Origin of the sequence: Streptomyces sp. NPDC086554 (assembly GCF_040686095.1) — a bacterium.
In the GTDB taxonomy this organism is placed as follows: Bacteria; Actinomycetota; Actinomycetes; order Streptomycetales; family Streptomycetaceae; genus Streptomyces.
This window is the reverse complement of sequence record NZ_JBFBJK010000001.1, coordinates 259,313-283,093: the sequence shown is the minus strand read 5'-3', so window position 1 is coordinate 283,093 and position 23,781 is coordinate 259,313. Positions and strand designations below refer to the sequence as shown.

Below are 23,781 nucleotides of genomic sequence, written 5' to 3'. Positions count from 1 at the left end.
ACTTTCCCGCCCACCCACCCGATTGCCCCGAGTCACCCGATTGCCCCGAGTCAGTTACCCCTTCACCTGGACCAGCGGCTCCTTCGTGAACAAGGCCCCCAGCGTCGGTGCGTTCACCCTTCGCGATGCCAGGCGCAGGGCCTCCCAGACCGTTACCTGGTTGGCCGTCAGGACCGACTTTCCGATTTCCTTCTCCAGGTCACTGACGTACGCCGCCGTGTGCAGTGCCGTGTCCGGGAGCAGCAGCGCCTCCGCATCGGGGTGGTCGCCCGCCAGGGCCATCGCCTTGACCTCCTCCCAGCCCCACGTGCCGACCTCCGCCGCCGTGATGATGCCGCTCCCCCGCGTCGAGACGACCTCGATGCCCGCCGCCCCGAGGAACGCGGCGAAGTGCGCCGCCACGTCCTGCGGATACGTCGCCGCGATCGCGACCCGGGTCGCGCCCACCTCACGTACCGCATGGGCGAAGGCGAACGACGTGCTGGACGCCGGGAGACCCGCCGCCCGGGCGAGCGCGCGGACCTGGTCGTGCGCGCCCTCCCAGCCGAAGACGAAGCTCGCGCTGGTGCACGCCCACACCACCGCCTCCGCGCCGGAAAGGCGCAGTTCCTCGACGCCCGCCGCGAGCCGCTTCGGCGAGCCCATCTCCAGGAGCGCGTCGACCCGGTGCGCGTCCTCGCCGATGTCCGTGTGGACGACCTGCAGCCGGACATCGCTCCCCAGCATCTGCTCCATGCGGGGGTAGTCGTCCTCAGCCGAGTGACCCGGATAGAGGAAACCAAGTGCGGTCACTTCCAGCCTCCTTCAAGGCAGCGGTGGTGGTCCTTCGGGCAGCCCCTGGGGCGGGTCGAGCGGCATGGCGTCCGGCACCGTGCCAGGACCGGGGACGGTGCCCGCGCCCGGCCTCGCGCTCGGAGTGATGAGCGCCTGGTAGGGCCCTACCGCATGCGTACCCAGCCGGCGAAGGGCGGACCACATCGTCACCTGGTTCGCGGAGATGACCGGAACCCGCAGCTCGGCCTCGAGCTGCGGGATGACGTCGTACGTGGGGAGGTTGGTGCAGCTGATGAACAGCGCGTCCACGCCGCCCCGCACCGCAAGCCGCGCCATGTCGGCCACGTCCCGGTAGGGCACCTTCCAGATGTGCCTGGTCAGGCCCAGATAGGCGCGGCCGCTGACGGTCACCCCGGCCTCGCCCAGATACTCCTCCAGGGACTGGGTCACCGACCAGGTGTACGGCGTGACGAGGGCGATGCGCCGTGCGCCCAGGTCGTCGAGCGCTTCGAGCAGCGCGCCCGAAGTGGTGACGGCGGCGACCGCGCCTTCGCGGGTCATCGCCTCGCACATCGCCCGCTCACCGGCGATGCCGCCGACGAAACTGCCCGACGTACAGGCGTACGCCAGGACTTCCGGCTCGGCGGCGCTCAGTGCGCGGACCGCCTCGCCCAGCGTCTCGTGCTCGCTGACCAGGCGCGCCAGGTCGAGGCTGACCTCGACGGGCACATACGGAGTGCGTGTCAGATGCAGGGAGACCTCGTCGGGAACCCAGCGCCAGAGTTCCCGGTCGAGGGCGAAGTCGAAAGGGGCGACGACACCTACACCGCGCTGAGGGTGTGGTCCGCCGAGGAAGGAGACGTCCATGAGCAGGCCCCAAGTTCGTGCGTGCGTGCATTGGAGGGACCGGCCGGGGGCCGGGAGATGCGGAACCGGCGACGCGCCGGGACGTCGGGACGGGGCAAGATGCACCAAGAAGGCGCTACAGAGAGTGCTACGACCTCGTACGGAGAGTACTCAGTTATGGGGTGCTTGTGATAGAGCACCTCTGTTGACGAAGGTAGTTTCAGGTGCGAGCGTGGTCAATCCGCGCATCTCAGACGGCCCTGGCCGACACGTATCTCAGGGAAGCGGACTCTCATTGCGAAACGGTTTCTCCCCGATGTCCGATTCGACACCCCAGACGCCCCATGCGACAGCCGATGCGACGCCCGCCGCCATGACCGACTCGTCGGCAGCCACCACCGTCCTCGTCCTCGACGCCCCACCCCCCGCCCCGCCGCCCCGCCTCGGCAGCCTCACCGGGCGCGCCCGGATCCTGCACGCGGACGCGGACACCCTGGCGGAGCAACTGCCACTCGCCGATGTGCTGCTGGTCTGGGACTTCCTCTCGGACGCCGTCCGTGAGGCCTGGCCCGGCGAGGGTCCGAGACCGCGCTGGGTGCACGCCGCGAGCGCGGGTGTGGACCGCCTCATGTGCCCCGAACTGGCCGCGTCCGACACCGTGGTCACCAACGCCCGGGGCGTCTTCGACCAGCCGATCGCCGAGTACGTGGCCGCGCTCGTCCTCGCGATGGCCAAGGACCTGCCGCACACCCTCCGCCTCCAGGGCGAGCGCACCTGGCGGCACCGCGAGTCCCAGCGGGTCGCCCGCACGCGCGCGTGCGTAGTGGGTTCGGGCCCGATCGGGCACGCGATCGTCCGTACGCTGAAGGCGCTGGGGATCATCACGGCGCTGGTCGGCCGCAAGGCGCAGCACGGCGTGCACGGCGCGGAGGAGCTCGACCGGCTCATGGCGCGCGCCGACTGGGTGATCTGCGCGGCGCCGCTGACGGACGCCACGCGCGGCATGTTCGACGGGCGGCGGTTCGGCATGATGCAGCCCTCCGCGCGCTTCATCAACATCGGGCGCGGTGCGCTCGTCGTCGAGGACGATCTCGCGGCCGCCCTGTCGAAGCGGTGGATCGCGGGCGCGGCGCTCGACGTCTTCGAGCACGAGCCGCTGCCGGCGGACAGCCCGCTGTGGACGGCGCCGGGGCTCATCGTGTCGCCGCACATGAGCGGGGACACGGTCGGCTGGCGCGATGAACTGGGCGCGCAGTTCGTCGAGTTGTACGAGGAGTGGGCGGCCGGGCGGCCCCTGTCCAACGTGGTCGACAAGAAACGTGGGTATGTACCGGGGCATTGATCGCTGCCCGACCCCCCTTCCCTCTGTCCTGAGGAGCGTGCGTGCATGACCGAGCTCACGGATCTCTCCGCCGTACAACTCGTCGACGGCTACCGGAAGGGCGAATTCAGCCCGGTCGACGCGACACGGGCCGCGCTGCGCAGGGCCGAGGAGGTGCAGCCCGCCGTGAACGCCTTCGTGCGCATCGACGCCGACGAGGCGATCGCGGCGGCCGACGCGAGTGCGGAGCGGTGGCGGCGGGGCGAGCCACGGGGTCTGGTGGACGGGGTTCCGGTCTCGGTCAAGGACCTCCTGCTTCAGCGCGGCGGGCCCACCCTGCGGGGCTCCAAGACTGTCCGTACGGAGGGGAGTTGGGACGAGGACGCGCCTTCGGTGGCCCGGCTGCGGGAGCACGGCGCGGTGTTCATCGGCAAGACGACGACGCCCGAGTTCGGCTGGAAGGGCGTCACGGACAGCCCGCGGAGCGGGGTCACCCGTAACCCTTACGACCACACGCGCACCGCCGGCGGATCGAGCGGCGGCAGCGCGGCCGCCGTGGCGTACGGCGCCGCGCCGGTGTCCCTGGGCACGGACGGCGGCGGCTCGGTGCGGATCCCTGGCGCGTTCTGCGGGATCTTCGCGCTGAAGCCGACGTACGGAAGGGTGCCGCTGTATCCCGCATCGGCGTTCGGCACCCTCGCGCACGTCGGGCCGATGACGCGGGACGCGGCGGACGCGGCGCTCCTGATGGACGTCATCAGCGGCCCCGACTGGCGCGACTGGTCCCAACTCGGCCCGGTGGCAGGCAGTTTCCGGGCGGGAATCGAAGGCGGCGTACGCGGTCTGCGCATCGCCTACTCGCCCGCGCTCGGCGGCCAGGTGGCGGTGCGGCCCGCGGTCGCGTCGGCGGTGCGGCGCGCGGTGGAGTCGCTGGCCGCGCAGGGAGCGTACGTCGAAGAGACCGACCCCGACTTCTCGGAACCGGTGGAGGCCTTCCACACCCTGTGGTTCAGCGGCGCGGCACGGGTGACGCAGCATCTGTCGTCCGCACAGCGGGAGTTGCTCGACCCGGGGCTGCGGGAGATCTGCGATCGGGGCGCCCGGTACAGCGCGCTCGATTACCTCGCGGCGGTCGACGTACGGATGGATCTCGGCCGCCGGATGGGCCGTTTCCACTCGACGTACGACCTGCTCGTCACGCCCACGCTGCCGATCACCGCCTTCGAGGCGGGGGCGGAGGTACCGAAAGGTTCCGGCCATCACCGGTGGACGGGGTGGACGCCGTTCACGTACCCCTTCAACATGACGCAGCAGCCGGCGGCGACGGTGCCCTGCGGGGTGGACGGCGATGGCCTGCCGATCGGGGTGCAGATCGTGGCGGCGCGGCATGCGGACGCGCTGGTGCTTCGGGCGGCTCATGCGCTGTACGAGGCGGGCAGCGCGGGAATCGCGCCGCCCGCGGTGAGCTGACCTTCAGGCGCGGCGGAAGTTCAGCGTCTCCCCCTGCGCGCCCCCGCGCCACAGGTCGTTGCAGGCCTCGGCCATCTGGTCGAGGCCTTCGACGACCTGGCCCCAGACGATGCCGGGGACCCAGCCGACGTCGCCGTTGAGGAGCAGGTTGTTGCGCTCGTAGAAGAGGGCCAGGTCGACGACGGTCGCCCCTGCCTTGACGTCGGCGGCCGGTTCGTACCCATAGGCCTGAGTGCCCAGCTGTGTTCCGTTGAAGGAGAAATAGCAGAGGTCGCCGGGGATGGGGGTGACTGTCGGGTTCTCCAGGGGCGGCTCGCGGTCCGCGAAAGCCGGAAAGAGGGCGTAGATCTCATTGCGGGCGTACTTCGCGTGATAGACGTCTTCGCTCAAAGGAAGTGCGTCCCACACCGCCGCGCAGGTGATCGGGGCCCGGTCGTCGAGCAGCCTTGCCGTGCACTGAACTCCCCGCTTGGCGAGGGAGACTTCGATGTATCGGTCTGCCATGTGTCCCATGCTCCTCCCAGGGTCAAGAGGACAACGATTGCATCAGGGGCCGAAATTGGCCCGCATATCTCGTGTCGAGTCGGGTAGCCGCGCGCCCATGGCTCCACCACTTTGGAACGACGCAGAGAGCAATGAGACAGAGGGCGCCCGGACACACGGCACGGGAGCGAGTGCGGTACCCAAGAACGCCATGGTCCGGCGGCGGTCACTCCTGTTCGGAGCGGCTGCGATCGGCGCGGTGGGCGCGCTCGGCGCCGCGGGCTGCAGCAAGGTGCCCACGGGCGACACGCTGGCGCGCCTGAAGTCGCAGGGCACGGTGCGGCTCGGCATCGCGGGTGAGGCGCCGTACGGGTACATCGACGAGGACGGAGAATTCACCGGCGAGGCGGTGGAACTCGCCAAGTTGATCTTCAAACGCCTCGGGATCGACAGTGTGCAGCCCGTGGCGACGGAGTTCGGCTCGCTCATCCCGGGCCTGACCACGCAGCAGTTCGATGTGGTCTCGGCGGGGATGTACATCAACAAGGAGCGCTGTCAGCAGGTCATCTTCTCGGACCCCGAGTATCAGATGCTGGACTCCTTCATCGTCCCCAAGGGCAACCCGAAGAAGCTCTTCAACTACCAGGACGCCTTCAAGGCCAAGGCGAAGATGGGCACGGGACCCGCGTACGCGGAGATCGAATACGGAGTCGCCGCGGGATACAAGCGGGGGGACATCTCCATCTTCCCTGACCCGGTCGCCGGCATGAACGCCGTCGAGGCCGGCCGCATCGACTTCTTCGCGGGCACGGCGCTGACCGGCCGCGGCGTGGTCCGCAAGAGCAAGAAGGCGGAGGCCACCGAGGCCTTCGCGCCCGTCGTCAAGGGCGAGAAGCAGATCGACGGCGGCGGCTTCACCTTCCGGCCCACCGACACGGAACTGCGCGACGCCTTCAACGTGGAGATCCACAAGATGAAGAAGAGCGGCGAGCTCTTCCGGATCCTGAAGCCGTTCGGCTTCACGAAGGACGAGATGACCACGCTGACCGCAGAGGAGCTGTGCAAATGACAGCGGGACTGTGGGAACACTGGGTTCTGCCCGGTATCTGGATCACCATCCAGCTGACGATCTACAGCGCGGCCCTCGCGACAGCCGTCTCCTTCGGCATCGGCATGGCGCGCACCCACCGGCTGCGCACGGTGCGCTTCCTGGCCGGTTTCTACACCGAGGTCTTCCGCGGCACCTCTTCCCTGGTGCTGATGTTCTGGATCTTCTTCGTCCTGCCGCAGCTGATCGGCTGGGCGCTGGTCCCGATGTGGGCGGCCGTGCTCGCGCTCGGACTCTCCTACGGTGCGTACGGCGCCGAGATCGTGCGCGGCTCACTCAACTCGGTCGCCCCGGCGCAGCGCGAGGCGGGGGTCGCGCTGAGCTTCTCCCCGTGGCAGCGGATGCGGCTGATCCTGCTGCCGCAGGCCATCCCGGAGATGATCCCGCCGTTCTCGAACCTGCTTGTCGAGCTGCTCAAGGGCACCGCCCTGGTGTCGCTGCTCGGCATCGGTGACGTGTCCTTCGCCGCGAACCTGGTGCGCCTTGCGACCACCGAGAGCCTGGAGATCTACTCGATCACCCTGGTCATCTACTTCGTGATCGCGTTCGTGCTGACGCGCGGGATGCGCTCTCTGGAGCGCAAGACCAAGGCGGGGATCGGGCAGAAGACCGAGTCCCGGGGCTTGATGTCCAGGCTCAACTGGCGTCAGGAGATGGAAGTTTCACAGTTCCCGAAGGGTTCAGGGGGTGCCTGATGAACAACGGTACTGACAAGTGGGACTGGGGTGCGGTCTCCGACTTCATGCCGCACTTCTGGGACGGCCTGCTCACCACCCTGCAGATCCTCGCCCTCGGCTCGCTGATCTCCTTCTCGGTCGGCCTGGTGTGGGCGCTCGCGTTCCGCGCGCCCAGCCGCTTCGTGCGCTGGCCGGTCGGCATCATCACGGAGTTCATCCGCAACACTCCGCTGCTCGTGCAGCTGTTCTTCCTGTTCTTCGTGCTGCCGGAGTGGGACATCCAGTTCTCCGCGCTGACGACCGGCATCATCGCGATCGGCCTGCACTACTCGACGTACACCGCGCAGGTCTACCGCGCGGGCATCGAGGCCGTGCCCGCCGGGCAGTGGGAGGCGGCCACCGCGCTGAGCCTGCCCTACCGCCACACCTGGACCGCGGTGATCCTGCCGCAGGCCATCCGCCGCGTGGTCCCCGCGCTCGGCAACTACGTCATCGCGATGCTGAAGGACACCCCGCTGATCGCCAGCATCGGCGTCCTGGAGCTGCTGCAGCGCTCGCGACTGCAGGCCGCGGAGACCTTCCAGTACACCGAGCCGCTGACCGTCATCGGCATCGCCTTCATCCTCATCGCCTATCCCGCCTCCCTCCTCATCCGAGCCCTGGAGCGTCGTCTTGTCGTCTGAGAACACCACCAACAAGGAAACGGTCAACCCGGCGGTGGACGGCAGCGAGCTGATCCGCTTCGACAAGGTCACCAAGAGGTTCGGCTCGAACACCGTCCTGGACGAGCTCGACTTCTCGGTGGACTCGGGCAAGCACGTCACGCTGATCGGCCCGTCCGGATCCGGCAAGACCACGATCCTGCGGCTGCTCATGACCCTGATGAAGCCCGAGGAGGGCACCATCAAGGTCGGCGGCCGTTATCTCACCCACGAGGAGAAGAACGGCAAGCTCGTCCCGGCGAGCGAGAAGTACGTCCGCGAGGTCCGCAAGAACATCGGGATGGTCTTCCAGCAGTTCAACCTCTTCCCGAACATGAAGGTGCTGCGCAACATCACGGAGGCCCCGGTCACCGTGCTCGGCCTGTCCAAGGACGAGGCCGAGGAGCGGGCCCGCGGGCTTCTGGAGCTGGTCGGGCTCACCGAGCACATCGACAAGTACCCGAACCAGCTCTCCGGCGGCCAGCAGCAGCGCGTCGCCATCGCCCGCGCCCTGGCGATGCGCCCGCAGGTGCTGCTCCTCGACGAGGTCACGTCCGCGCTCGACCCGGAGCTGGTGGCCGGTGTCCTCGACGTCCTCAGGGACATCGCGCACACCACGGACATCACGATGCTCTGCGTGACCCACGAGATGAACTTCGCCCGTGACATTTCGGACCAGGTCCTGATGTTCGACTCGGGCCGGGTCATCGAATCCGGGACCCCGGAGAAGATCTTCACCGAACCCGAGCACGAGCGGACCCGCGAGTTCCTCAGCGCAGTCCTGTGACTCCCCACTGTAATTGCCCAGGCTATGGCCTTGGGTGGTGACTCTGGCATATGCCAGGGTGGCGCGCTCCTGCTGAGAGGGCCGGAGCGCGCCACCAATCTTCCCAACAGCCGCTCCTTATCCGGCTCTTGGCGGCTATCGTGGGACGGAGCCCAGCTGTCCGGAACCGTTCCATGCAGGGGGAAGCCGTGGCGCTGAAGCATGAGCCGACCACGCCACAGCACTCGGTGCAGAGCGCACTGCGAGTGCTTGAGATCGTCGCCCGGCGGGGAGCCGGAGTGACCGACACCGAACTCGCCCGCCAGACCGGCCTTCCCGCGCCGCAGCTGACCACCCTGCTGCGGATGCTGCGCCGCGAGGGTTACGTCGAGCAGATCACCGACGGTGCGTACGTCACCGGAGAATCCCTCAACCGCCTCGGCTCGGCCCACCGCCGCGACCAGGCCCTGCGGCAGAAGCTCAAGGAGACCCTGGACGGCCTCCGCGACACGATCGGCGCCGCCGTCTACATCAGCCGGTACGAGGACGGCGAAATCAAGATCACCGACTTCGCGGACGGCCCCGGCACGCCCAAGGTCAACGAGTGGGTGGACTTCCGGTCGTCGGCGCACGCCAGCGCGGTCGGCAAGAGCCTGCTGACCCAGCTCGACCTGAACGGCCGACGCGACCACCTCTCCCGCCACAAGATGGCCCGCCTCACCTCGCGGACGATCACGAACGAGCGGGTGCTGCTCAACCGCCTCGCCGCCCAGCCGGCGACGGTCCCCGTCCTCGACCTCCAGGAGTACGCGGTCGGCACGGTCTGCGCCGCCGTCCCCATCACCGCGGGCTCCGCGGTCGGCTGCCTCGCCCTCTCCCTCCCGGTGGAGCACGCGCACCGGCTGCGGGAGGCCGCGGACACGCTGAATCGCGGGGCGGCGCCGGTGCTGCTCTCCCTTGCGATCTAGGGGCGGCGCCGGGGCCGCCGCCGGGGACCGTCCGGCGCGGTCCGGAGCACCCTCCGGGACCAGGTATTATTTTTGAGTCAGCAGGCGCCGCTAGCTCAGTTGGTTAGAGCAGCTGACTCTTAATCAGCGGGTCCGGGGTTCGAGTCCCTGGCGGCGCACTTTGCGAATTATTCGCTGACGTGGGGCTTCTCGGTTTTCCGGGGAGCCCCTTTCGCATGCCTGGCGGCTGGGTGATCACGTATGGGTCCGGGATGGGTCCGTGTGCCGGAGATGCGTCGGTGGAGGCATCAGCTGGGCGTGACCTTTCGATGGTTTCGCTGCATTTGTACGGAACTATTGAGTCTGGCCGTGGACAGAGCGGCGCCGGGTCCCGCCTCGGTGGGAGATGACGAGACCCCGGCGCTGCGTGGTTCCGGTGGGTCGCCAAGGGCTACGGCTTCCGCGTGGGCAGAGGCCGGACCGCGTGGTCGGGGTGTACGGATTGCTGGAGTCCGGCGGCGAGGAAGATCCGGGCGAGGGCTCCGGCGGCGTGGTGTTTCACCTCGTCCACGACGGAGGTGTACGTATCGCGGGTGATCGTCGAGGAGGAGTGGCCGAGCATCTCCTGGACCACCTTCGCGTCGACCCCGGCGGACAGGGCGTGGGTGGCGGCGCCGTGGCGCAGATCGTGCAGCCGGATCGGCGGGAGATCGGCCTCGCGGACGAGTTGTTGGAACTGTCCGGTCACCCATGCGGGATGGAGCGGAGTGCCGTCGTCGCCGGTGAACACGAGCCCGGTGTTGACCCACTTCGGGCCCTTCCCGATGCGCTGCTTCATCTGACGTCGGCGGTGCGCGGCCAGGACCGCGACGGTGGCCGTGTCGAGGGCGATGGTCCGCTCCCCCGCGTCCGACTTCGGTACGCCGGTTTCGACCTTCCAGCCGAGCTGCACGATCTGCGAGCGGATCTGCAGTGCGGCCGCTTCCAGATCGCAGTCGGCCCAGCGCAGCCCACACGCCTCACCCCGGCGCAGCCCGGTGAAGGCGATCAAGTGGAACAGCGGGCGGAGCTGTGTGTGGGTGCGGGCGCGGGTGAGGAACGCGGTCGTGTGCGCGGCATCCCACACCATCACCGGCGACGGCCGCTCATCCGTCTCGCGCGAGGCCCGGATCCGCTCCGGCGTCCACACCAGCGCCCTGGGGCGCTTGGCGGAGGGGAGTTTGACGAGCTTGGCGATGTTGACCTGGATCAGCTGCTGGGCCTGCGCGTCCGCCAGGGCCGCGCGCAGGGTGGCCCGCACGGACTGCTTCCCGGCCGCACCGATCGGCCTTGCGTGGGGCGAGAGTTCGGCCAGTTTCTTGCGAGCGGCGCGGGCTGCCTCCCATTCGCCGGCTTGCCACGCCTGGCTGGCGGTGTCGGTGAGGGAGTGGCGAGCGGCGTTGTTCTCGTTGATCTCGTCGTTGTGGTCGTCGATCACGGCGAACATCGCCTGCACATGGGCGACGCGGAGCCGGTCGAGCTGAACCTCGCCCAGGTACGGGATCAGGTAGAGGCGCAGATGGGACTCGTTGGAGCGGCGCGTGGTGGCGCGCAGATCGGCCTTGGCGGTGAGCCACTCGGCGAGCCACTCGCCGACGGTCATCTGCTCGTCCAGTGGCTGCCCGAACAGCACCTTGCGCCGCAGCACGTCATACGCGGGCAGCGGACGGCGGGTCTTGAGCGCCTCGTTGATCAGACCGACGATCGTGGTGCGGGCATGGCCGGGATGGTCGGCCTTCGGGGCCAGGGCCAGGGCCAGGGCCAGGGCCAGCAGATGGTGCACGTCGTTGAGGAGCTGCTCGGCTTCCGTGTGGGAGGCCAGGCCGCCCTGGCGGACTCGCTGGGCCGGGGCACCGGGGATCGGCGGCAGGTTCAACAGCACGTACCAGGTGCCGTGTTCGCGCGACCAGGCCCGGTTTCGGCGCCGTAGCTTCGGGCAAGACCGGCCCAGCTGCCGCTGCTTGGGGCGGCCGTCGGAGTCGGTGAGCGGCTGGCCGGTCTTCTTGTCGAGGGCGGGGACGCTGCAGCCGCAGCGCTTGAAGATCGAACCCTTCACGAGGATCTGCTCCCTTGCGTACGAGGAAGGAGTTCAGCGGTCCCCCACACGGCGGCCGGGCATCAGCACGACCCGGCCCGCGGTGGTGGAATCCGCTGGCGGACACGTCGATCCACGCTCCGGCTCCGCATCAAGCGCCAGCGGTTGTGCGGGAGTCGACCCATGTGGGTGTCCCACAGCGGCATCCGCCATCCCGGACACGCCGAGCAGTTCCCGCAGCCCAGCAGTGGGCACACGCCACAACCCACCGACGCGCACCAGCCGACACGGGAAACGCCCCTCACGCACCAACTGATTCGCAGTGGTCCGCCCGATTCCCAATACCTTCGCTGCCGTCGGCACATCCACCATCACCGGCAGCCCCAGCACCTCAGCCTCGGTCAACGCCTCAATCACAACTCCCCCTCACACCACAGAGATCCGAGAACACATGACACTCTCTATGGAGAATTCCGGCGCCGATCGTGCCAACCGATCCAGCGCCCGGCGCTCCGCTATCGGGCTGACCACCCCGATATCCGCCCGCCCCTCACCCGCCCAACGAAAGGGTGCATCCAGGCTGTGCCAACAGGGGCCCATCGGCCGACAACAGGGCGACAGAGGCAGGAATGTGGCCCCGGCTGGGCCGTAGCGACCCTGGGCAGGCCATGGCCATGTCGCACACCGGCTGGGTGCCGCCCGGCAGGGCAGTGGAATCGGGATGCTGTGGCTGCACCGATATACGGTCGGCCTCGCCCACTACCGGCTCGCGGGGCCCCTGACCTGTACTCATAGCCACCACAGGGGTGTCGCATCCCAGCGCGTACACAGAAGCGACAGCGGAAACGGCACCCGGTACGACAGGGCAAACGACAGCGAGCCAGTAGAGGGACAACTCCGGTATCACCACCCCGGCAGAAGCCGCCACCGCGTACGACGCCTGCAGGCACCACAAGCACGCAGAGCCCGCCCGCCGCAACGAGCAAATCGGGACAGAGACTTGTACCGATATGCAGGCTGGCCCCATCCACCATGACGGGTCCCCACGTGACCTACCCGTATACCACTGCGGGGGTGCTCCCATCCAAGCGGGACCCCGGACGGGACTCCCATGACGGGACGGGAGACGGGATCGCAGACAGGCAACCGGCCAGATCGACCATCCCCGTGCGAAAGCCCGACAGCCCAGCAGCAGCGATCCCCGGCAGCCGGGCCGCAGGCAGCGGTACCGTCGAAGTGTCCAGATCCGAAGGGATTCCGGGATGCCGTACGCCAGCGACACCACAGGCGAGCGCATCGGGCGACGCATCGCGCAAGCCCGCAAGGCCCGCGCCCTGAGCCAACTCCAGCTCGCCCAACGCATCCCCTGCTCGAAGTCGCTCATCGCGCAAGTGGAGCGCGGTCATAAACCCGCCACCCCGTCCCTGACCGCTGGCGCCGCCCGTGCCCTCGGTGTCCGCCTCGAACAACTCACTGGTCAGCCGTACGAGGACCCCCAGCGCGGCCGCGTACACGCGACCATCCGGACATCCAGAGGTCCATGCTGTCGTGGGACGTGCCCGACGAGGACCTCCCCATCCGCTCCTTCGACGAACTGGCCGCCGACGTCTTCCGCGCCTCCGCTCTCGGCCGCAAAGCCCAGTACGCCAGGCTCGGCCACATGCTGCCGCCCCTGCTCGACGAACTGGCCGCCGCCTGCCACACCGCCCAAGGGCCGGATCAGGAGCGCCTGTTCGGCCTGCTCGCGGAGACGTACAGCGGTGTGACCGCCATCGCCTACGCCGTTGGACTCTTCGACCTGCGCTCCCAGGCAATGGACCGCATCCAGTGGGCGGCACGCGAGTCGCACGATCCGCTGCGCGTCGGCCGTACCCAATGGCAGCGCGCAACCTTGTTCCTCCAAGCCGCCGCCTACGACCGCGGCATGCGGCTCCTGGACCAAGTGCGGCACGAGCTGGGCGGAGACATCACGGCCATGAACGCCCCGACACTGAGCGTGCACGGCTCTGTGCACCTGCGCTCCGCCATGTTCGCCGCACGGGCAGGCAACGCACCCACGGCCCGAGCCCACCTCGACGCCGCAGCGGACGCCGCGTGCCTCCTGGGACGGGACAGCAACCACTACGGCCTGGAGTTCGGCCCGACCAACGTCGCCATGCACCGCCTCGCCGTCGCCGTGGAAATGCACGACGGAGCAGAGGTCGCCCACCAGACCCAGCACACCCGCCTGCCCGCGCACGTCGCCCCCGTCCGGGCCGGCCACTGGTACCTGGATGCCGCGAAGGGCTGGCTCGACAACGGAAACCGCGACAAGGCATTCGCTGCCCTCCAGGCAGCACGAAAAGTAGCCCCCGAGCAGACCCGCAATCACCCCCAAGTACGGGAAGCCATCCAGACATTGATCCATCTGGAGCGGTACAGCAAACAGTCCCTGACGGGATTCGCCTCATGGATCGGCATCACGTGAAGTTTCACAAACCGTGAAACTCACTCAGCGCGCGCGGCAGCACCATGAAGCCCAGACCCCGGCGGGGTGGTGAAACTGCCCGGGGTGTGGCCAACGCTGCCCAGGAGCGCCGACATATCGACAACGGGCCGCGCCTGATCCACGGAGCCGAGGTGACCGCGTAATGGACAAGACGCGGACAACGCGGCTCCTGCCGTGGACCACCCCGGAAGGCAACCCCTGCTACCTCGTCGGCGACGGAACCGGGTACGTGTCCCACGTCGCCGACACCATCGAATCCGTTCAGCTCGGCATGGCCGGTGAACTCCTCGACCACATCCATGACCTGCTCGACGAACCCAAGGCAACGCACGATCAACTCCGCTTCGCCGTAGCCAGATTGAGCGAAACTCTGCGTGACGTAAAGCGGATCGCCGACAGCAGGGGAGCGCGCCTACCAGTCTCCGACGAGCCACCCTCACGATGACTAGCCCATAGGCGGTCACAGGCAGCAGATCTACCGCCCTCGCCGCACTTCGTAACAAGCAGGTCAGAAGCTTGCCGAATAGTTGGCCACGAAGACTGACCGTTGCAGGCCGCCTGAGATTTGCAGTCGATTGTGCATGGATGGTCACATCTTTCCCCTCCGGCCTTCAACACCCGAATAATCCCAGGGGTGTTGAAGGCCGAATACCAGCCACAGCATTGCTCATGATGTGCACCACAGCTACCGTTACGTCTCCGTGTCCTCCCTAACCACCAGCGAAGGAGGAAGTTTGTCAGCGCACTTTCCAACGGTCAGCGCAAGAAGCGGAATTCTGGGTAACAGCGGCAGCGGACCATCCCGGGCTGTTTTAGTCCAGTTCAGCGATCTCCTGCTGACCGAGGACAGCGCCATGCGGAACTACTATCGTCGATCCTACGCCCGCATGCGTGGCTACTACATGCCACCCCACTTCATGGAGATCCCCTACTGGATCCCCATCGTCGCCTCGATGCTGCCGGACGAGCACTTCCGCAAGGAATTGATGATTGTCGATGATCTCGACATCGCGCACAACGAGCTCGCAGAGGCCGCCAACAGCGACCTCTTCTTCTTCTCCGCACTAGACGCTAACATCGAGCAACTACTACACTTGGCCTCCACCGGCGCGAAAATGATCGTCGGCGGCTACGTCGACCCAGGGGTACTTGCCGAATTTCCCAACGTGAGATTCCTGCACGACGTCACACAGTTGCCCATCACGCTGCCTCGTTCGCGTCCTCGAAACACTCTCGACTACCGACTCTTCGATGGACTTCAGTGCATCCCCAGATTCAGCATGAGCAGTGGATGTTCCTTCCGGTGCAAGTTCTGCACCGTGCCCACCCAGGTTGTGCCAGCCGACCCTGAGGGATACGAATCCGAGATCGCCGCCTTCAAGCCTCTGGACTTCCATCTGGTTTTCCTCGATGACAAGTCTTTCGGAGATCCGGTAGCGAACAACTGGCGAGACTTGCGTCAGGTGCGAAACCTCTTTGAGTCTATGCACCAAGGGTTCGAAGGGTTCATCATCCAGACCCCGCCATCCGTGGCCAGCAGATCCGGGTTCCTGGATCAGTGTCGCGATATGGGGGTGCGGTACGTCGAGTTCGGTGTGGAGACCGCACATGACGGCCTCCTCAAGTATCTCCGGAAACCCTTTCGCACTAAGCATCTCTACGCGGCAAGTGAGACCATACGTGAACTGGGTCTCTACGTGATCCCCAACTTCATCATGGGCATACCTGGCGACGACTACCGAGGAACGGTTCGGTGGGTCGAGGAATTCGTAGACATCATGCCTGCTGTAAACATCAACTGGCTCGCCGCACACTTCGGCAACGAGCGCGGCGATCTCGGCCTTCCGGTCGAGACGTTCGGGGACCGAGACCAGAACACCATCGCCAAGAGCTGGCTCGCAAAGGACGAGACCACAGCCGGGCTGGCAGCAGTCGAAGAAATCTACGCCATCACCGAAAGCTACTGGCACGATCGCGTGACCTACCCCAGTGAACGGGCGACAGTACGGTGACCACAGAGACCTCTACCGTGCGCACTTCGATCCTGGAACGTGAACTCCGTCGCGCGCTCCACGACGCTGGCATTCGAGTATCCCCATGGCGAGAGGGCGTCGACTACTTCGCCGATCTCGCCCATAGCGACAAAGCCGGGATCATCGGAGTCGTGCGATCCCCTCGCCATGAGGTCCTGCCGACTGGCTACGAGGGCACCGTTGACTTCGCTGACACGCTCGCCAAGGAAGTGAAGGTTCTGGAGCTGTTGGGCGATGCGGGAGTGCCCGTTCCGTCTGTCATCGCCTGGCAACGTCGCAGCACCCCGCAAGGCGTCTCATGGATGCTGTGCGAGCACATCGAACACGAGCCGACAGCCGAGTTGGATGACGACCAGCAGCGGCAACTTGGTGGCATCACGCGAGCGATTCACTCCATCCAACCGGCTACGGCAGTCGGACGCCCACAGGGCTCTTGGCAGTCATACGCACGTGCGCGCATCACCGACCGGCTCCACGCCGCGGAGAAGTACTGCGCACACATTCCCGTGGAGACCGTGCTGTCTCGGTCCGCGATCGTCCTCTCGCATGCAGCAGGACAGGCGAGTGCGCTGCTCCATCTTGACCTGCGGCCACCCAATATCTGTGTGCGCAACGGGCAGATTGAGGCAGTGATCGATGTGGCGAACGCGATCACTGGTGACCCGTGGCTCGAACTGGCACGCATCCGCTTCTGCGGCCTGTTCACCAAGGCGTTCCAAACCGGATACGGCCTCAGTAGCGCCGACGTTCGACGACATGACCAACTCCTGAACTTCTATGAGTTGGACATCGCGGCGTTGCTGACCACTGTTGCTGCCGAAGAGATTCACGATCAAGAGCTGTTGAAGACCTCCCGTGACCGACTGGAGCAGCTGTGCGCACAGATCGTTCGCTGAGTCCGTTGATCCAGTCGTTTCCTTCAGTCGACCAGGTACCGACCAAAGGTCTGGTTCCCGCCCAGACGCTCTACTCCAGTACCGCCTGGCTAAGGCTTCTCGACCACCACGGGCACGGGTACGAATACGTACTGCTTCGCCAGGGGGCTGCTCGAAGCCTTGCACCCCTAACCGCAGGCTCCGCCGTGCACGTCCGGCGCTACCACCCTGACTTTCTTCTCGCCGACCACATACCCGCAGCAGCGTGCGTGGTTATCGGTCCTCGTACAGGCTACCGCAACGAATTACCTTCCAGCGGAACCTCTCTGACGACCGGCGACCTCACCAGAGGGCTTCAGGAAGCCGCGCGGGACCGTGCCGTCCTTCTGCCGTATCTCTCCAGCACCGATGCCGCGCAGCTCACAGCCGCAGGACATCCGGCGGGCCTCATAGCTTGGGAGGCTTGGCTCGATGTTCCTGGAGACGGGTTCAACGGCTACCTCAACTCTGTGGGGCGGAGCCGCAAGAACCAGATCAAGGGAGACTTGAGGCGGGTCTCCCACAATGGACTGACGTTTCAGGTGGCTCCTCTGGACGCGAGCGCGCCTTTCGAGGAGATCGCACGCCTTCTGGTCCTCCACGAGAAGAAGTACGACCCGTCTTACCAACGTCCGCCATCCGAGTTCCTTCCCTACCTCTCCTTGTGCGCCGACGTGCCAGGGGCCTACGTGATCCTGGCCTACCTGGACAGACACCTCATTGGATGTCATGTCGTATTCCACTACGGCGATGTGTTGTGGGTGAGGCTCTTTGGTGTGGACGAGTCTCTGAGGGAGAGCCGGAGTTCATACTTCAGCCTCTTCTACTACGAGCCCTTAAGACTCGCTCACAGCCTCGGAGCCAGAGCCGTGCACCTGGGCATCGGTGCCTCTGATACAAAACTAAGGCGTGGAGCCCGACTTGAACCCTTATGGACCGTTGCCTTGGTCCAGGACGATGAAATCGGGGAACAGGTTCGTCAAGGGCTCCGCTCACGGTCCTCTGACCTTCCGGACCCCTTGCCCGAATGCATCACTCCTCCGGATGCACCGTGACCATTGCTACCAGCAAAGCTGGTTTTCGTGAGCTGCTCGCCTCTTCCCCCTTCCGTCGGTTCTTCGTCTCTCGTGCAGTCTCACTGATCGGCGATGCCGCGGTCCCCACCGCACTGGCTCTCTCTATGACGGAACTCGGCTATTCCTCAGGATGGCTGGGGGGCATGCTGGCCGCCGCCATACTCCCGAAGGTCGCCTTTCTGGTTTTCGGCGGAATTATCGCCGACCGGGTCGCCAAGCGACCCCTCATGGTTGCTTCATCAATATCCTGTGGCATGGCTCAGCTCATCACCGTGGCCCTACTGGTCACCGGAGCCAACCTGTGGTGGGCATTAGCCTGCCAGGGAATCTATGGAATGTGCGTTGCCGCAGGCCATCCTGCGACCTTTGGCTATCTTCCCCACTGCGTCGAACGCCACCAACTGGGTGCTGCGAACGCGCTGATCGGCGGATGGACCGGTGGCGCCGCGCTGCTCGGCCCCGCTGTCACCGCTGCCTTCTCCGCCATGGGCGAGCCAGCGTGGGCTCTCGCATTCGACGGTGCATCCTTCCTCCTCGCGGCTGCCCTTCTGCACGGGCTGCCTCGCGGTGCAGCCGACGTGGATGAGAACAGCCAAGGTGGAGTATCCGCACTGCGGGACGGCTGGCAGGCAATGCGGGAGCTGCCCTGGCTGCTCCGCATGACCGTGGTCGACAGCACCATCCTCCTGCTGGTGTCCGCACCGTTCATGGTCTTGGGCCCTGGCCTGGTGACGCAGCGCATGTCGGCGAACGTCTGGGCACTTCTCATGCTGCTCTTCGCTGCGGGAGAGCTCGTCGGCAGCCTCGTCAGCGGTAAGTTGCCACTGCGCCGCCCGATCCTGGCGGCCGCTCTCAGCCTGCTCGCCCTAGGACTTCCCCCTCTATGCCTCGCCGCTGGTGCTGGTCTCGCGCCGTTGTCGGTGGCACAAGTACTTGCCGGCGCCTCGGTCGGTGCCTATGGCGTCCTGGTGTCCACCGTCGTTCAGGAATCCGTTCCACGAGAACATCTGGCCAAGGTCGGCGCTCTGTCCTCGATCGGTTCCTTCGCCTTCCTTCCCGTCGGCTATGTGATGGCACCGCTACTGGCATCGCTGGCAGGGCCCACACCACTCCTGTGGGCTGCCGCAGCTTGGACGGTCGTCTCCGTGGGCGTGCTCTCGGCAGACCAACGCCTGCGCGGGTTTCGCGGGCATAGGGAGGACTGATGCACACGACGACCTGGCGGACCATTCGGGAGGCCGTGACGCACCATCCCGGCGCGCTGTACTGTGCCGATGGTCTGCACCGATCGCGGCACTGGCTGCAAGCAGAGGAAGGCCGCGTCAGCCCCGACCAGTTCTACATCTGGTCCTCAGGAATCCTCGCCAGTTGCTACGCCATCCCGCACACCGCCGTGCACCGCACTTACGCGACGTGGGAGATTCTCTGCGGGGCGCCCATCGAGCACCTGATACAGCGCGCACCACAGCCCCAGCGGGAGTCCGCTTCCGCCGAGCTTGCATCAGTGCGCGCCCGCCTGTCCGCTGAGGCAACGGACACCCTCGCTGTTGTCACACCCGGCTGCGTCTTTCCCGGGATCACCCTTCCACAGGACGTCGACAGCGACGCCTTGCACACGCTTGCCAGGCAGGTGGAGGTGCAAGCCAGAGAACTGGGCTTGCCTGTAGTCGAGTTCGGAAATGTCCGCGACGACACTGCCGCAGGTCAGGTGCTGCACAAGACACTCCAAACTCGCGGTTACACCGCGGTGACCGTGGGGGCCGACGCGATCCTGGATACGTCTCCGTACGCGAACCTGGATGCGTACTTCGCGAGCTTCCGCGCTCACCGCCGCAACGTTCTTCGCAGAGAACGTCGCCTCTTCCTCGACACACACCCAACAGTCCGTGTCGACGGGCCCGACGGACTCACCGCCGATCTCGCCTCGCTCCAACTGGACCGCTACCGCCGATACGGGCATGAGGCCGACACCGGGGCCGTACACGACCGGTTCGCGCGAGCCGCCCGGATCCCCGGGCTCAAGGTCCTGCGCGCCGACGCCGTGGCGCAGCCGCCGTCCGCCACAGCACCTCAGCCCCTGGGATTCATCGCGTTCTACGAAGATCGCAGGACCCATAGGATCCTGACTCGGCTCGGGGCATTCGGGGATCGGAGTGCGGCCGTCTACTTCAACATCGCCTACTACGAACTCCTCTCGCATGCCGTCCAGGTGGGCGGAATGCGTATCCATTACGGCGATTCAACCTATCTCGCCAAAACGCTTCGGGGTTGCGAGCTCGCTCGGCTTACCTCCTACTTCCGCGCTGACGACGACGTGCTGCACAACGTACTCACGCAGGCAGGTCGTCTGCGAACAGCCCTGGAAGAGCAACAGCTCACCCAAACAACAGAGGGAGGGAGTCCCGTTGAATCCTGACGGTGTGCTCTTCGATGCTGCAGGAACGCTCTTCGACTTGATGCCACCCATCCCTGACGTCATCGCATCAACAGCAGAACGCCATGGCCTCTCCTGTTCCCCACCACGTGTAGAACTGGCCCTGAATCACATAGGCGGCACACTCGGATGGCCCGATGACGCACCTGATCCCCGCAGCCGCACACGTGCCTGGGCCACCTTCGTTCACAGCATCCTCAAGGAGACTGGCCTGGAGGCACCAAGCATCACAAGGCAGCGGATAGCCGAAGCGGCGGCGATCACGATCCTGGAGCCAGCGAACTATCGCGTTTTCCCCGATGTGATCCCCATGATCGAGCGACTCACGGCGGCCCGAGTTCCCATAGGTATCGTCTCAAACTTTGATGACCTACTCTTCGACATCCTCGACCACACCGGGCTTGCCAAGTTGTTCCCCACCGTACTGACGTCCTACCGCACCGGCAGCGTCAAACCAGACTCCCGAATCTTTCATCTGGCCACGCGAGCCATAGGCGCCGAACCGGAAGCCACTTACTACATCGGCGACTCGATCTATTCAGATATGGGAGGCGCGCTCAAGGCCGGACTGCACGGCGTACTCATCGATCGCGACGGAAGACACCCCACGTACTCGGGCGAAAAGATCACGTCACTCATGAATCTACACATGTCCATCGGATCCTGAACCAAGGTGTGAGCAATGGCTTCGCTCTCCACCGAACTGCTGCCATGAAGCTCATGTCATTGCCCCATGGGTCCGTCATGAGGCTGGACGTCGCGGAACGGCCTGACACCAAGCGGTACGATCCGCATGCCCGACTCGGCCATAACCTGCGCGATCTGGCCTAACTCGCCTCTGTCCGGCAGACATTGACACTCCCCGCACCCTCACCCAGCCAACTCCTAATCAGCGGGTCCGGGGTTCGAGTCCCTGGCGGCGCACAGACGGTGAGAAGCCCCTCGCGGAAGCGAGGGGCTTCTTGCGTTCCCGAGAAACATCCCTCGCTCCGGTGAGGACACTCCGCCGGGCGCGCCCGGATACTGGCACGGCCTCCTGCCCCGAGGAGCTCGTCATGCCGCTCATGCCATTCCGGCCGATCAGGCCGATCAAGCCGATCATCGACGCCACGGTCGTCCGGATGTTCCTCGTACCGGCGACGATGACGCTGCTCGGGCGCCGCGCCTGGTGGGCGCCGCCGTCGCTGCGGCGCATCCATGAGCGGTACGGGCTCCGCGAGGCGCCGTCCGCCGACGAGGTGCCGGTCAGGCAAGCACGACCCAGTCCATGACGAGCGCCGCCACCAGGCCGACGGCGAGCAGATAACTGCCGAGTCGGGTCCTGCCCCGCCTGCTGAGTTCGATCACCAGGCCGCAGAGGACGAGCAGCAGCCCGTACACCCCCACGACCAGGACGGACGACCGGCTCGCCAGGCGCACGGCGAGCACCACGGCCGCCGCGGCCATCAGCACCGAGGCCGCGGCGATCCGTATGCGCCTGGCCTGGCTCGGCGTGAGGCCTGCCCGTATCTGGTCTGACGTGCTCATGGTTCTGGATCGTAATCGACAGCGCCCCGAAGGGGCGCGGGGAACTGCGCGACCAGCCACGACGGCGTGGCAGACGACACACTCGACTCAGGCCCGCAGATACGCCAGTACCGCAAGCACCCTGCGGTGCGTCCCATCCCCCGGCGGCAGCCCCAGCTTGCCCAGGATGTTGCCGATGTGTTTGCCCACCGCCGCCTCGCTGACGACCAGTTCGGCGGCGATCGCCGCGTTCGACCTGCCCTCGGCGACCAGGCCGAGCACCTCGCGCTCACGCGGGGTGAGCTGCTCCAGGGGGTCGCGGCGGCGGCGCAGCAACTGCCGTACGACTTCCGGGTCCACGACCGTTCCGCCGGCCGCGACCCGCTCGACCGCATCGGCGAACTGCTCGACCTGGCCCACGCGGTCCTTGAGCAGATAGCCGACGCCGGTGCCGTCGCCGGTGTCCAGGAGCTCCGCGGCGTACGAACGCTGCACGTACTGACTGAGCACGAGGACCGGGAGCTTCGGCCGCTCGGCCCGCAGCGCGACGGCTGCGCGCAGGCCCTCGTCCTGGAAGCCGGGCGGCATGCGGACGTCGGTGAGGACGAGGTCGGGGTCGTGCCGCTCGACGGTGGCGCGGAGTTCATCGGCGTTGCCGAGCGCGGCAGGCACCTCGTGGCCGAAGCGGGTGAGCAGTCCGATCAGGCCCTCGCGCAGCAGCACGCTGTCCTCCGCGAGGACGATCTTCAGTCGGCGGCTGCTGGTGCTTGCGCTGGCTGCTGCTGGGCTCGGCACGGGATCTCCACGGACAGTACGGTCGGCCCGCCGGGCGGACTGGTGACCGTCAGTGTGCCATCGAGCACCGCGATCCGGTCCGCCAGGCCGGTAAGTCCCGTGCCGCTGCCGGGGTCCGCGCCGCCCTTGCCCTCATCTCGTACGTCGATGCGGAGGACGCCCTGCTCATGGCGTGCCCTGATGTGCGCGCGGGGCGCTTCGCTGTGGCGGGCGATGTTGGTGAGCGCCTCGCGGGTCGTGAAGTACCCGGCGGACTCGACGGGTTCGGGCAGGCGGGGCAGGTCCAGGTCGGTGTCCACGGGGACCGGGGAGCGGTCGGCCGCGTCCTCGATGGCGGCGGCGAGGCCGTAATCGGCGAGGACTTGGGGATGAATGCCCCGGATGAGCTCACGCAGTTCCGTGAGGACGTGCCCCGCCTCGTCGTGGGCCGTGGCGAGCTGGGCGGCCAGCGGGCTGCCGGGGGTGGCGTCGAGCCTGGCGAGGCCGAGGGCCATGGTGAGAGCGACGAGACGCTGCTGGGCCCCATCATGCAAGTCCCTCTCGATACGCCGCCGTTCGGCCTCGAAGGCATCCACTAGACGGGCCCTCGAACGGGTCACCTCCGCCAACTGACTGGTGAGTTCGGCCTCGCGGGGCGCGAGGAGGAGGCGGGCGAGGGCGGCGCGGGCGGCGGCGTAGCCGCCGAGGGGGTAGAGGAGCGGGGCGAGCAGGACCAGGCCGAGGAGGGCGGCGGCGAAGGCGGTCGGGTAGTCGCCGATCAGCCAGAGCTTGACGGCGCGGATCTCGCCGCCGTCGAGGGCGAGTTGAGCGGGGGCCGCGATGAGGAGGGCGGGGACGCCGGCGGTGCAGGCCAGGACTAGCAGGTCAAGGGGCCAGAGAACGAGGGCGAGCAGCGCGGTGTACGCGAGCTCGCGCCAGGTGGCCTGTTCCCTGAGCCGCAGCGTGAACCAGACGGGGATGCCGGGGGCGTCGGGGGTGCGGTGAGGGGTGGGCGCGGGGGCGGGGTCCATCGTGCGGAGGCGGCGGCGTTCCAGGGCGGCGACGGGGATGCCGGTGAAGGCGAGCAGGGCGAGGAGGGGGAGGCCGATGAGTACGAGGGTGAGCGCGACGCCGACGAGGGCTGCGGCGAGGCCACCGATGAGCACGACCACTCCGAGGACGACGCCTCCCCCGAGATACCCCAGGGCACGCCAAGGCGCACTGCCGGCCAGGTACCCCCGCCGCTGCAGCGCCGTCAACACGCTCTCTTGGACCATGGGGGGCAGGGTATGCGGGGCCGCGTCCGCTGCCGAGTGTCGGGCGGGTGGGCGGGAAAAGCCTGTTCGGCAAACCGCGACTGCGGGGCAATCGGGCGGGTGGGCAGGAAAG

Annotated in this window: 24 protein-coding genes, 1 tRNA gene and 1 pseudogene; 18 read left to right on the top strand and 8 right to left on the bottom strand. The window is 67.0% G+C overall.

Going from position 1 to position 23,781, the window contains the following annotated elements:
* Positions 1-54: 54 nt before the first annotated feature.
* Together AB0O76_RS01255 and AB0O76_RS01250 are read right to left on the bottom strand one after the other, a co-directional pair.
* Positions 55-792 carry a decarboxylase gene (locus AB0O76_RS01255; RefSeq protein ID WP_365483682.1) on the bottom strand — a complete coding sequence of 246 codons (738 nt, stop codon included), beginning with the start codon at positions 790-792 and terminating at the stop codon, positions 55-57.
* A gap of 12 nt (positions 793-804) precedes the next feature.
* Positions 805-1,641 carry a decarboxylase gene (locus tag AB0O76_RS01250; protein WP_365483680.1) on the bottom strand — a complete coding sequence of 279 codons (837 nt, stop codon included), beginning with the start codon at positions 1,639-1,641 and terminating at the stop codon, positions 805-807.
* Positions 1,642-1,993: 352 nt separating this feature from the next.
* On the opposite strand from AB0O76_RS01250, the gene AB0O76_RS01245 reads away from it, so the two are divergent.
* Entirely contained in the window at positions 1,994-2,962 is a 969-nt protein-coding gene (locus tag AB0O76_RS01245) for a D-2-hydroxyacid dehydrogenase (RefSeq protein WP_365483677.1), read from the top strand.
* Between the two features lie 45 nt (positions 2,963-3,007).
* Positions 3,008-4,411 carry an amidase gene (locus AB0O76_RS01240; RefSeq protein WP_365483674.1) on the top strand — a complete coding sequence of 468 codons (1,404 nt, stop codon included), beginning with the start codon at positions 3,008-3,010 and terminating at the stop codon, positions 4,409-4,411.
* Between the two features lie 3 nt (positions 4,412-4,414).
* Here AB0O76_RS01240 and AB0O76_RS01235 read toward each other — a convergent pair whose 3' ends face one another.
* Positions 4,415-4,915: a DUF3830 family protein gene (locus AB0O76_RS01235; protein WP_365483671.1), complete on the bottom strand. Its 501-nt coding sequence runs from the start codon at positions 4,913-4,915 to the stop codon at positions 4,415-4,417.
* 190 nt (positions 4,916-5,105) lie between these two features.
* On the opposite strand from AB0O76_RS01235, the gene ehuB reads away from it, so the two are divergent.
* From ehuB to AB0O76_RS01205, 6 genes are all read left to right on the top strand, one after another.
* Positions 5,106-5,963: an ectoine/hydroxyectoine ABC transporter substrate-binding protein EhuB gene (ehuB, locus tag AB0O76_RS01230; RefSeq protein ID WP_365483668.1), complete on the top strand. Its 858-nt coding sequence runs from the start codon at positions 5,106-5,108 to the stop codon at positions 5,961-5,963.
* Complete coding sequence (ehuC, locus tag AB0O76_RS01225) at positions 5,960-6,697, top strand: ectoine/hydroxyectoine ABC transporter permease subunit EhuC (RefSeq protein ID WP_365483665.1); 738 nt, start codon at positions 5,960-5,962, stop codon at positions 6,695-6,697. Before ehuB ends, ehuC begins: the two co-directional genes overlap by 4 nt.
* The gene (gene ehuD, locus AB0O76_RS01220; protein WP_365483662.1) at positions 6,697-7,362 is read left to right on the top strand and encodes an ectoine/hydroxyectoine ABC transporter permease subunit EhuD; all 666 of its coding nucleotides are present in this window, start codon (positions 6,697-6,699) and stop codon (positions 7,360-7,362) included. Before ehuC ends, ehuD begins: the two co-directional genes overlap by 1 nt.
* On the top strand, positions 7,352-8,167 hold the full coding sequence (gene ehuA, locus AB0O76_RS01215; protein ID WP_365483658.1) for an ectoine/hydroxyectoine ABC transporter ATP-binding protein EhuA: 816 nt from the start codon (positions 7,352-7,354) through the stop codon (positions 8,165-8,167). Before ehuD ends, ehuA begins: the two co-directional genes overlap by 11 nt.
* 188 nt (positions 8,168-8,355) lie before the next feature.
* Positions 8,356-9,114: an IclR family transcriptional regulator C-terminal domain-containing protein gene (locus tag AB0O76_RS01210; protein WP_365483655.1), complete on the top strand. Its 759-nt coding sequence runs from the start codon at positions 8,356-8,358 to the stop codon at positions 9,112-9,114.
* An 84-nt stretch (positions 9,115-9,198) separates the two neighbouring features.
* A tRNA-Lys gene (locus tag AB0O76_RS01205) sits at positions 9,199-9,272 on the top strand.
* A 272-nt stretch (positions 9,273-9,544) separates the two neighbouring features.
* Here AB0O76_RS01205 and AB0O76_RS01200 read toward each other — a convergent pair.
* Together AB0O76_RS01200 and AB0O76_RS01195 are read right to left on the bottom strand one after the other, a co-directional pair.
* Complete coding sequence (locus AB0O76_RS01200; RefSeq protein WP_365483652.1) at positions 9,545-11,188, bottom strand: tyrosine-type recombinase/integrase; 1,644 nt, start codon at positions 11,186-11,188, stop codon at positions 9,545-9,547.
* A gap of 33 nt (positions 11,189-11,221) precedes the next feature.
* Positions 11,222-11,539 carry a helix-turn-helix domain-containing protein gene (locus tag AB0O76_RS01195; RefSeq protein WP_365484418.1) on the bottom strand — a complete coding sequence of 106 codons (318 nt, stop codon included), beginning with the start codon at positions 11,537-11,539 and terminating at the stop codon, positions 11,222-11,224.
* Between the two features lie 890 nt (positions 11,540-12,429).
* Between AB0O76_RS01195 and AB0O76_RS01190 the strand changes: the two are divergent.
* The 10 genes and pseudogenes from AB0O76_RS01190 to AB0O76_RS01145 form a co-directional block, all read left to right on the top strand.
* Positions 12,430-12,576, top strand: a pseudogene (locus tag AB0O76_RS01190) (helix-turn-helix domain-containing protein); the annotation flags it as partial.
* A 131-nt stretch (positions 12,577-12,707) separates the two neighbouring features.
* Positions 12,708-13,634 carry a transcriptional regulator gene (locus AB0O76_RS01185; RefSeq protein ID WP_365484458.1) on the top strand — a complete coding sequence of 309 codons (927 nt, stop codon included), beginning with the start codon at positions 12,708-12,710 and terminating at the stop codon, positions 13,632-13,634.
* A 163-nt stretch (positions 13,635-13,797) separates the two neighbouring features.
* A complete protein-coding gene (locus AB0O76_RS01180) occupies positions 13,798-14,100 on the top strand; it encodes a hypothetical protein (protein ID WP_365483649.1) in 303 nt (100 codons plus the stop codon).
* 409 nt (positions 14,101-14,509) lie between these two features.
* The gene (locus AB0O76_RS01175) at positions 14,510-15,667 is read left to right on the top strand and encodes a radical SAM protein (protein ID WP_365483646.1); all 1,158 of its coding nucleotides are present in this window, start codon (positions 14,510-14,512) and stop codon (positions 15,665-15,667) included.
* A gap of 17 nt (positions 15,668-15,684) precedes the next feature.
* Positions 15,685-16,584, top strand: coding sequence for a phosphotransferase (locus tag AB0O76_RS01170; RefSeq protein WP_365483643.1), 900 nt, complete (start codon positions 15,685-15,687; stop codon positions 16,582-16,584).
* A 5-nt stretch (positions 16,585-16,589) separates the two neighbouring features.
* Entirely contained in the window at positions 16,590-17,657 is a 1,068-nt protein-coding gene (locus tag AB0O76_RS01165; RefSeq protein ID WP_365483640.1) for a GNAT family N-acetyltransferase, read from the top strand.
* Positions 17,654-18,883 (top strand): MFS transporter, encoded by a 1,230-nt coding sequence (locus AB0O76_RS01160; RefSeq protein ID WP_365483637.1) that lies wholly within the window; start codon positions 17,654-17,656, stop codon positions 18,881-18,883. The genes AB0O76_RS01165 and AB0O76_RS01160 overlap by 4 nt, the downstream gene beginning before the upstream one ends.
* On the top strand, positions 18,883-20,094 hold the full coding sequence (locus AB0O76_RS01155) for a hypothetical protein (protein ID WP_365483634.1): 1,212 nt from the start codon (positions 18,883-18,885) through the stop codon (positions 20,092-20,094). The genes AB0O76_RS01160 and AB0O76_RS01155 overlap by 1 nt, the downstream gene beginning before the upstream one ends.
* Complete coding sequence (locus AB0O76_RS01150; protein WP_365483631.1) at positions 20,084-20,779, top strand: HAD-IA family hydrolase; 696 nt, start codon at positions 20,084-20,086, stop codon at positions 20,777-20,779. The genes AB0O76_RS01155 and AB0O76_RS01150 overlap by 11 nt, the downstream gene beginning before the upstream one ends.
* Positions 20,780-21,167: 388 nt before the next feature.
* Positions 21,168-21,383 carry a hypothetical protein gene (locus tag AB0O76_RS01145; protein ID WP_365484455.1) on the top strand — a complete coding sequence of 72 codons (216 nt, stop codon included), beginning with the start codon at positions 21,168-21,170 and terminating at the stop codon, positions 21,381-21,383.
* Here AB0O76_RS01145 and AB0O76_RS01140 read toward each other — a convergent pair.
* The 3 genes from AB0O76_RS01140 to AB0O76_RS01130 form a co-directional block, all read right to left on the bottom strand.
* Positions 21,358-21,639: a hypothetical protein gene (locus AB0O76_RS01140; RefSeq protein WP_365483629.1), complete on the bottom strand. Its 282-nt coding sequence runs from the start codon at positions 21,637-21,639 to the stop codon at positions 21,358-21,360. The two genes, AB0O76_RS01145 and AB0O76_RS01140, sit on opposite strands and share 26 nt — an antisense overlap.
* 87 nt (positions 21,640-21,726) lie before the next feature.
* Positions 21,727-22,413: a response regulator transcription factor gene (locus tag AB0O76_RS01135; RefSeq protein ID WP_365483626.1), complete on the bottom strand. Its 687-nt coding sequence runs from the start codon at positions 22,411-22,413 to the stop codon at positions 21,727-21,729.
* Positions 22,365-23,669 carry a sensor domain-containing protein gene (locus AB0O76_RS01130; protein WP_365483623.1) on the bottom strand — a complete coding sequence of 435 codons (1,305 nt, stop codon included), beginning with the start codon at positions 23,667-23,669 and terminating at the stop codon, positions 22,365-22,367. Before AB0O76_RS01130 ends, AB0O76_RS01135 begins: the two co-directional genes overlap by 49 nt.
* Positions 23,670-23,781 lie beyond the last annotated feature (112 nt).

Coding starts and splice junctions, on each gene's coding strand:
- AB0O76_RS01250 (WP_365483680.1), bottom strand. CDS start 1,641: ATGGACGTCTCCTTCCTCGGCGGACCACACCCTCAGCGCGGTGTAGGT.
- AB0O76_RS01245 (WP_365483677.1), top strand. CDS start 1,994: ATGACCGACTCGTCGGCAGCCACCACCGTCCTCGTCCTCGACGCCCCA.
- AB0O76_RS01240 (WP_365483674.1), top strand. CDS start 3,008: ATGACCGAGCTCACGGATCTCTCCGCCGTACAACTCGTCGACGGCTAC.
- AB0O76_RS01235 (WP_365483671.1), bottom strand. CDS start 4,915: ATGGCAGACCGATACATCGAAGTCTCCCTCGCCAAGCGGGGAGTTCAG.
- ehuB (WP_365483668.1), top strand. CDS start 5,106: ATGGTCCGGCGGCGGTCACTCCTGTTCGGAGCGGCTGCGATCGGCGCG.
- ehuC (WP_365483665.1), top strand. CDS start 5,960: ATGACAGCGGGACTGTGGGAACACTGGGTTCTGCCCGGTATCTGGATC.
- ehuD (WP_365483662.1), top strand. CDS start 6,697: ATGAACAACGGTACTGACAAGTGGGACTGGGGTGCGGTCTCCGACTTC.
- AB0O76_RS01195 (WP_365484418.1), bottom strand. CDS start 11,539: ATGGTGGATGTGCCGACGGCAGCGAAGGTATTGGGAATCGGGCGGACC.
- AB0O76_RS01185 (WP_365484458.1), top strand. CDS start 12,708: ATGCTGTCGTGGGACGTGCCCGACGAGGACCTCCCCATCCGCTCCTTC.
- AB0O76_RS01180 (WP_365483649.1), top strand. CDS start 13,798: ATGGACAAGACGCGGACAACGCGGCTCCTGCCGTGGACCACCCCGGAA.
- AB0O76_RS01175 (WP_365483646.1), top strand. CDS start 14,510: ATGCGGAACTACTATCGTCGATCCTACGCCCGCATGCGTGGCTACTAC.
- AB0O76_RS01155 (WP_365483634.1), top strand. CDS start 18,883: ATGCACACGACGACCTGGCGGACCATTCGGGAGGCCGTGACGCACCAT.
- AB0O76_RS01145 (WP_365484455.1), top strand. CDS start 21,168: ATGCCGCTCATGCCATTCCGGCCGATCAGGCCGATCAAGCCGATCATC.
- AB0O76_RS01140 (WP_365483629.1), bottom strand. CDS start 21,639: ATGAGCACGTCAGACCAGATACGGGCAGGCCTCACGCCGAGCCAGGCC.
- AB0O76_RS01130 (WP_365483623.1), bottom strand. CDS start 23,669: ATGGTCCAAGAGAGCGTGTTGACGGCGCTGCAGCGGCGGGGGTACCTG.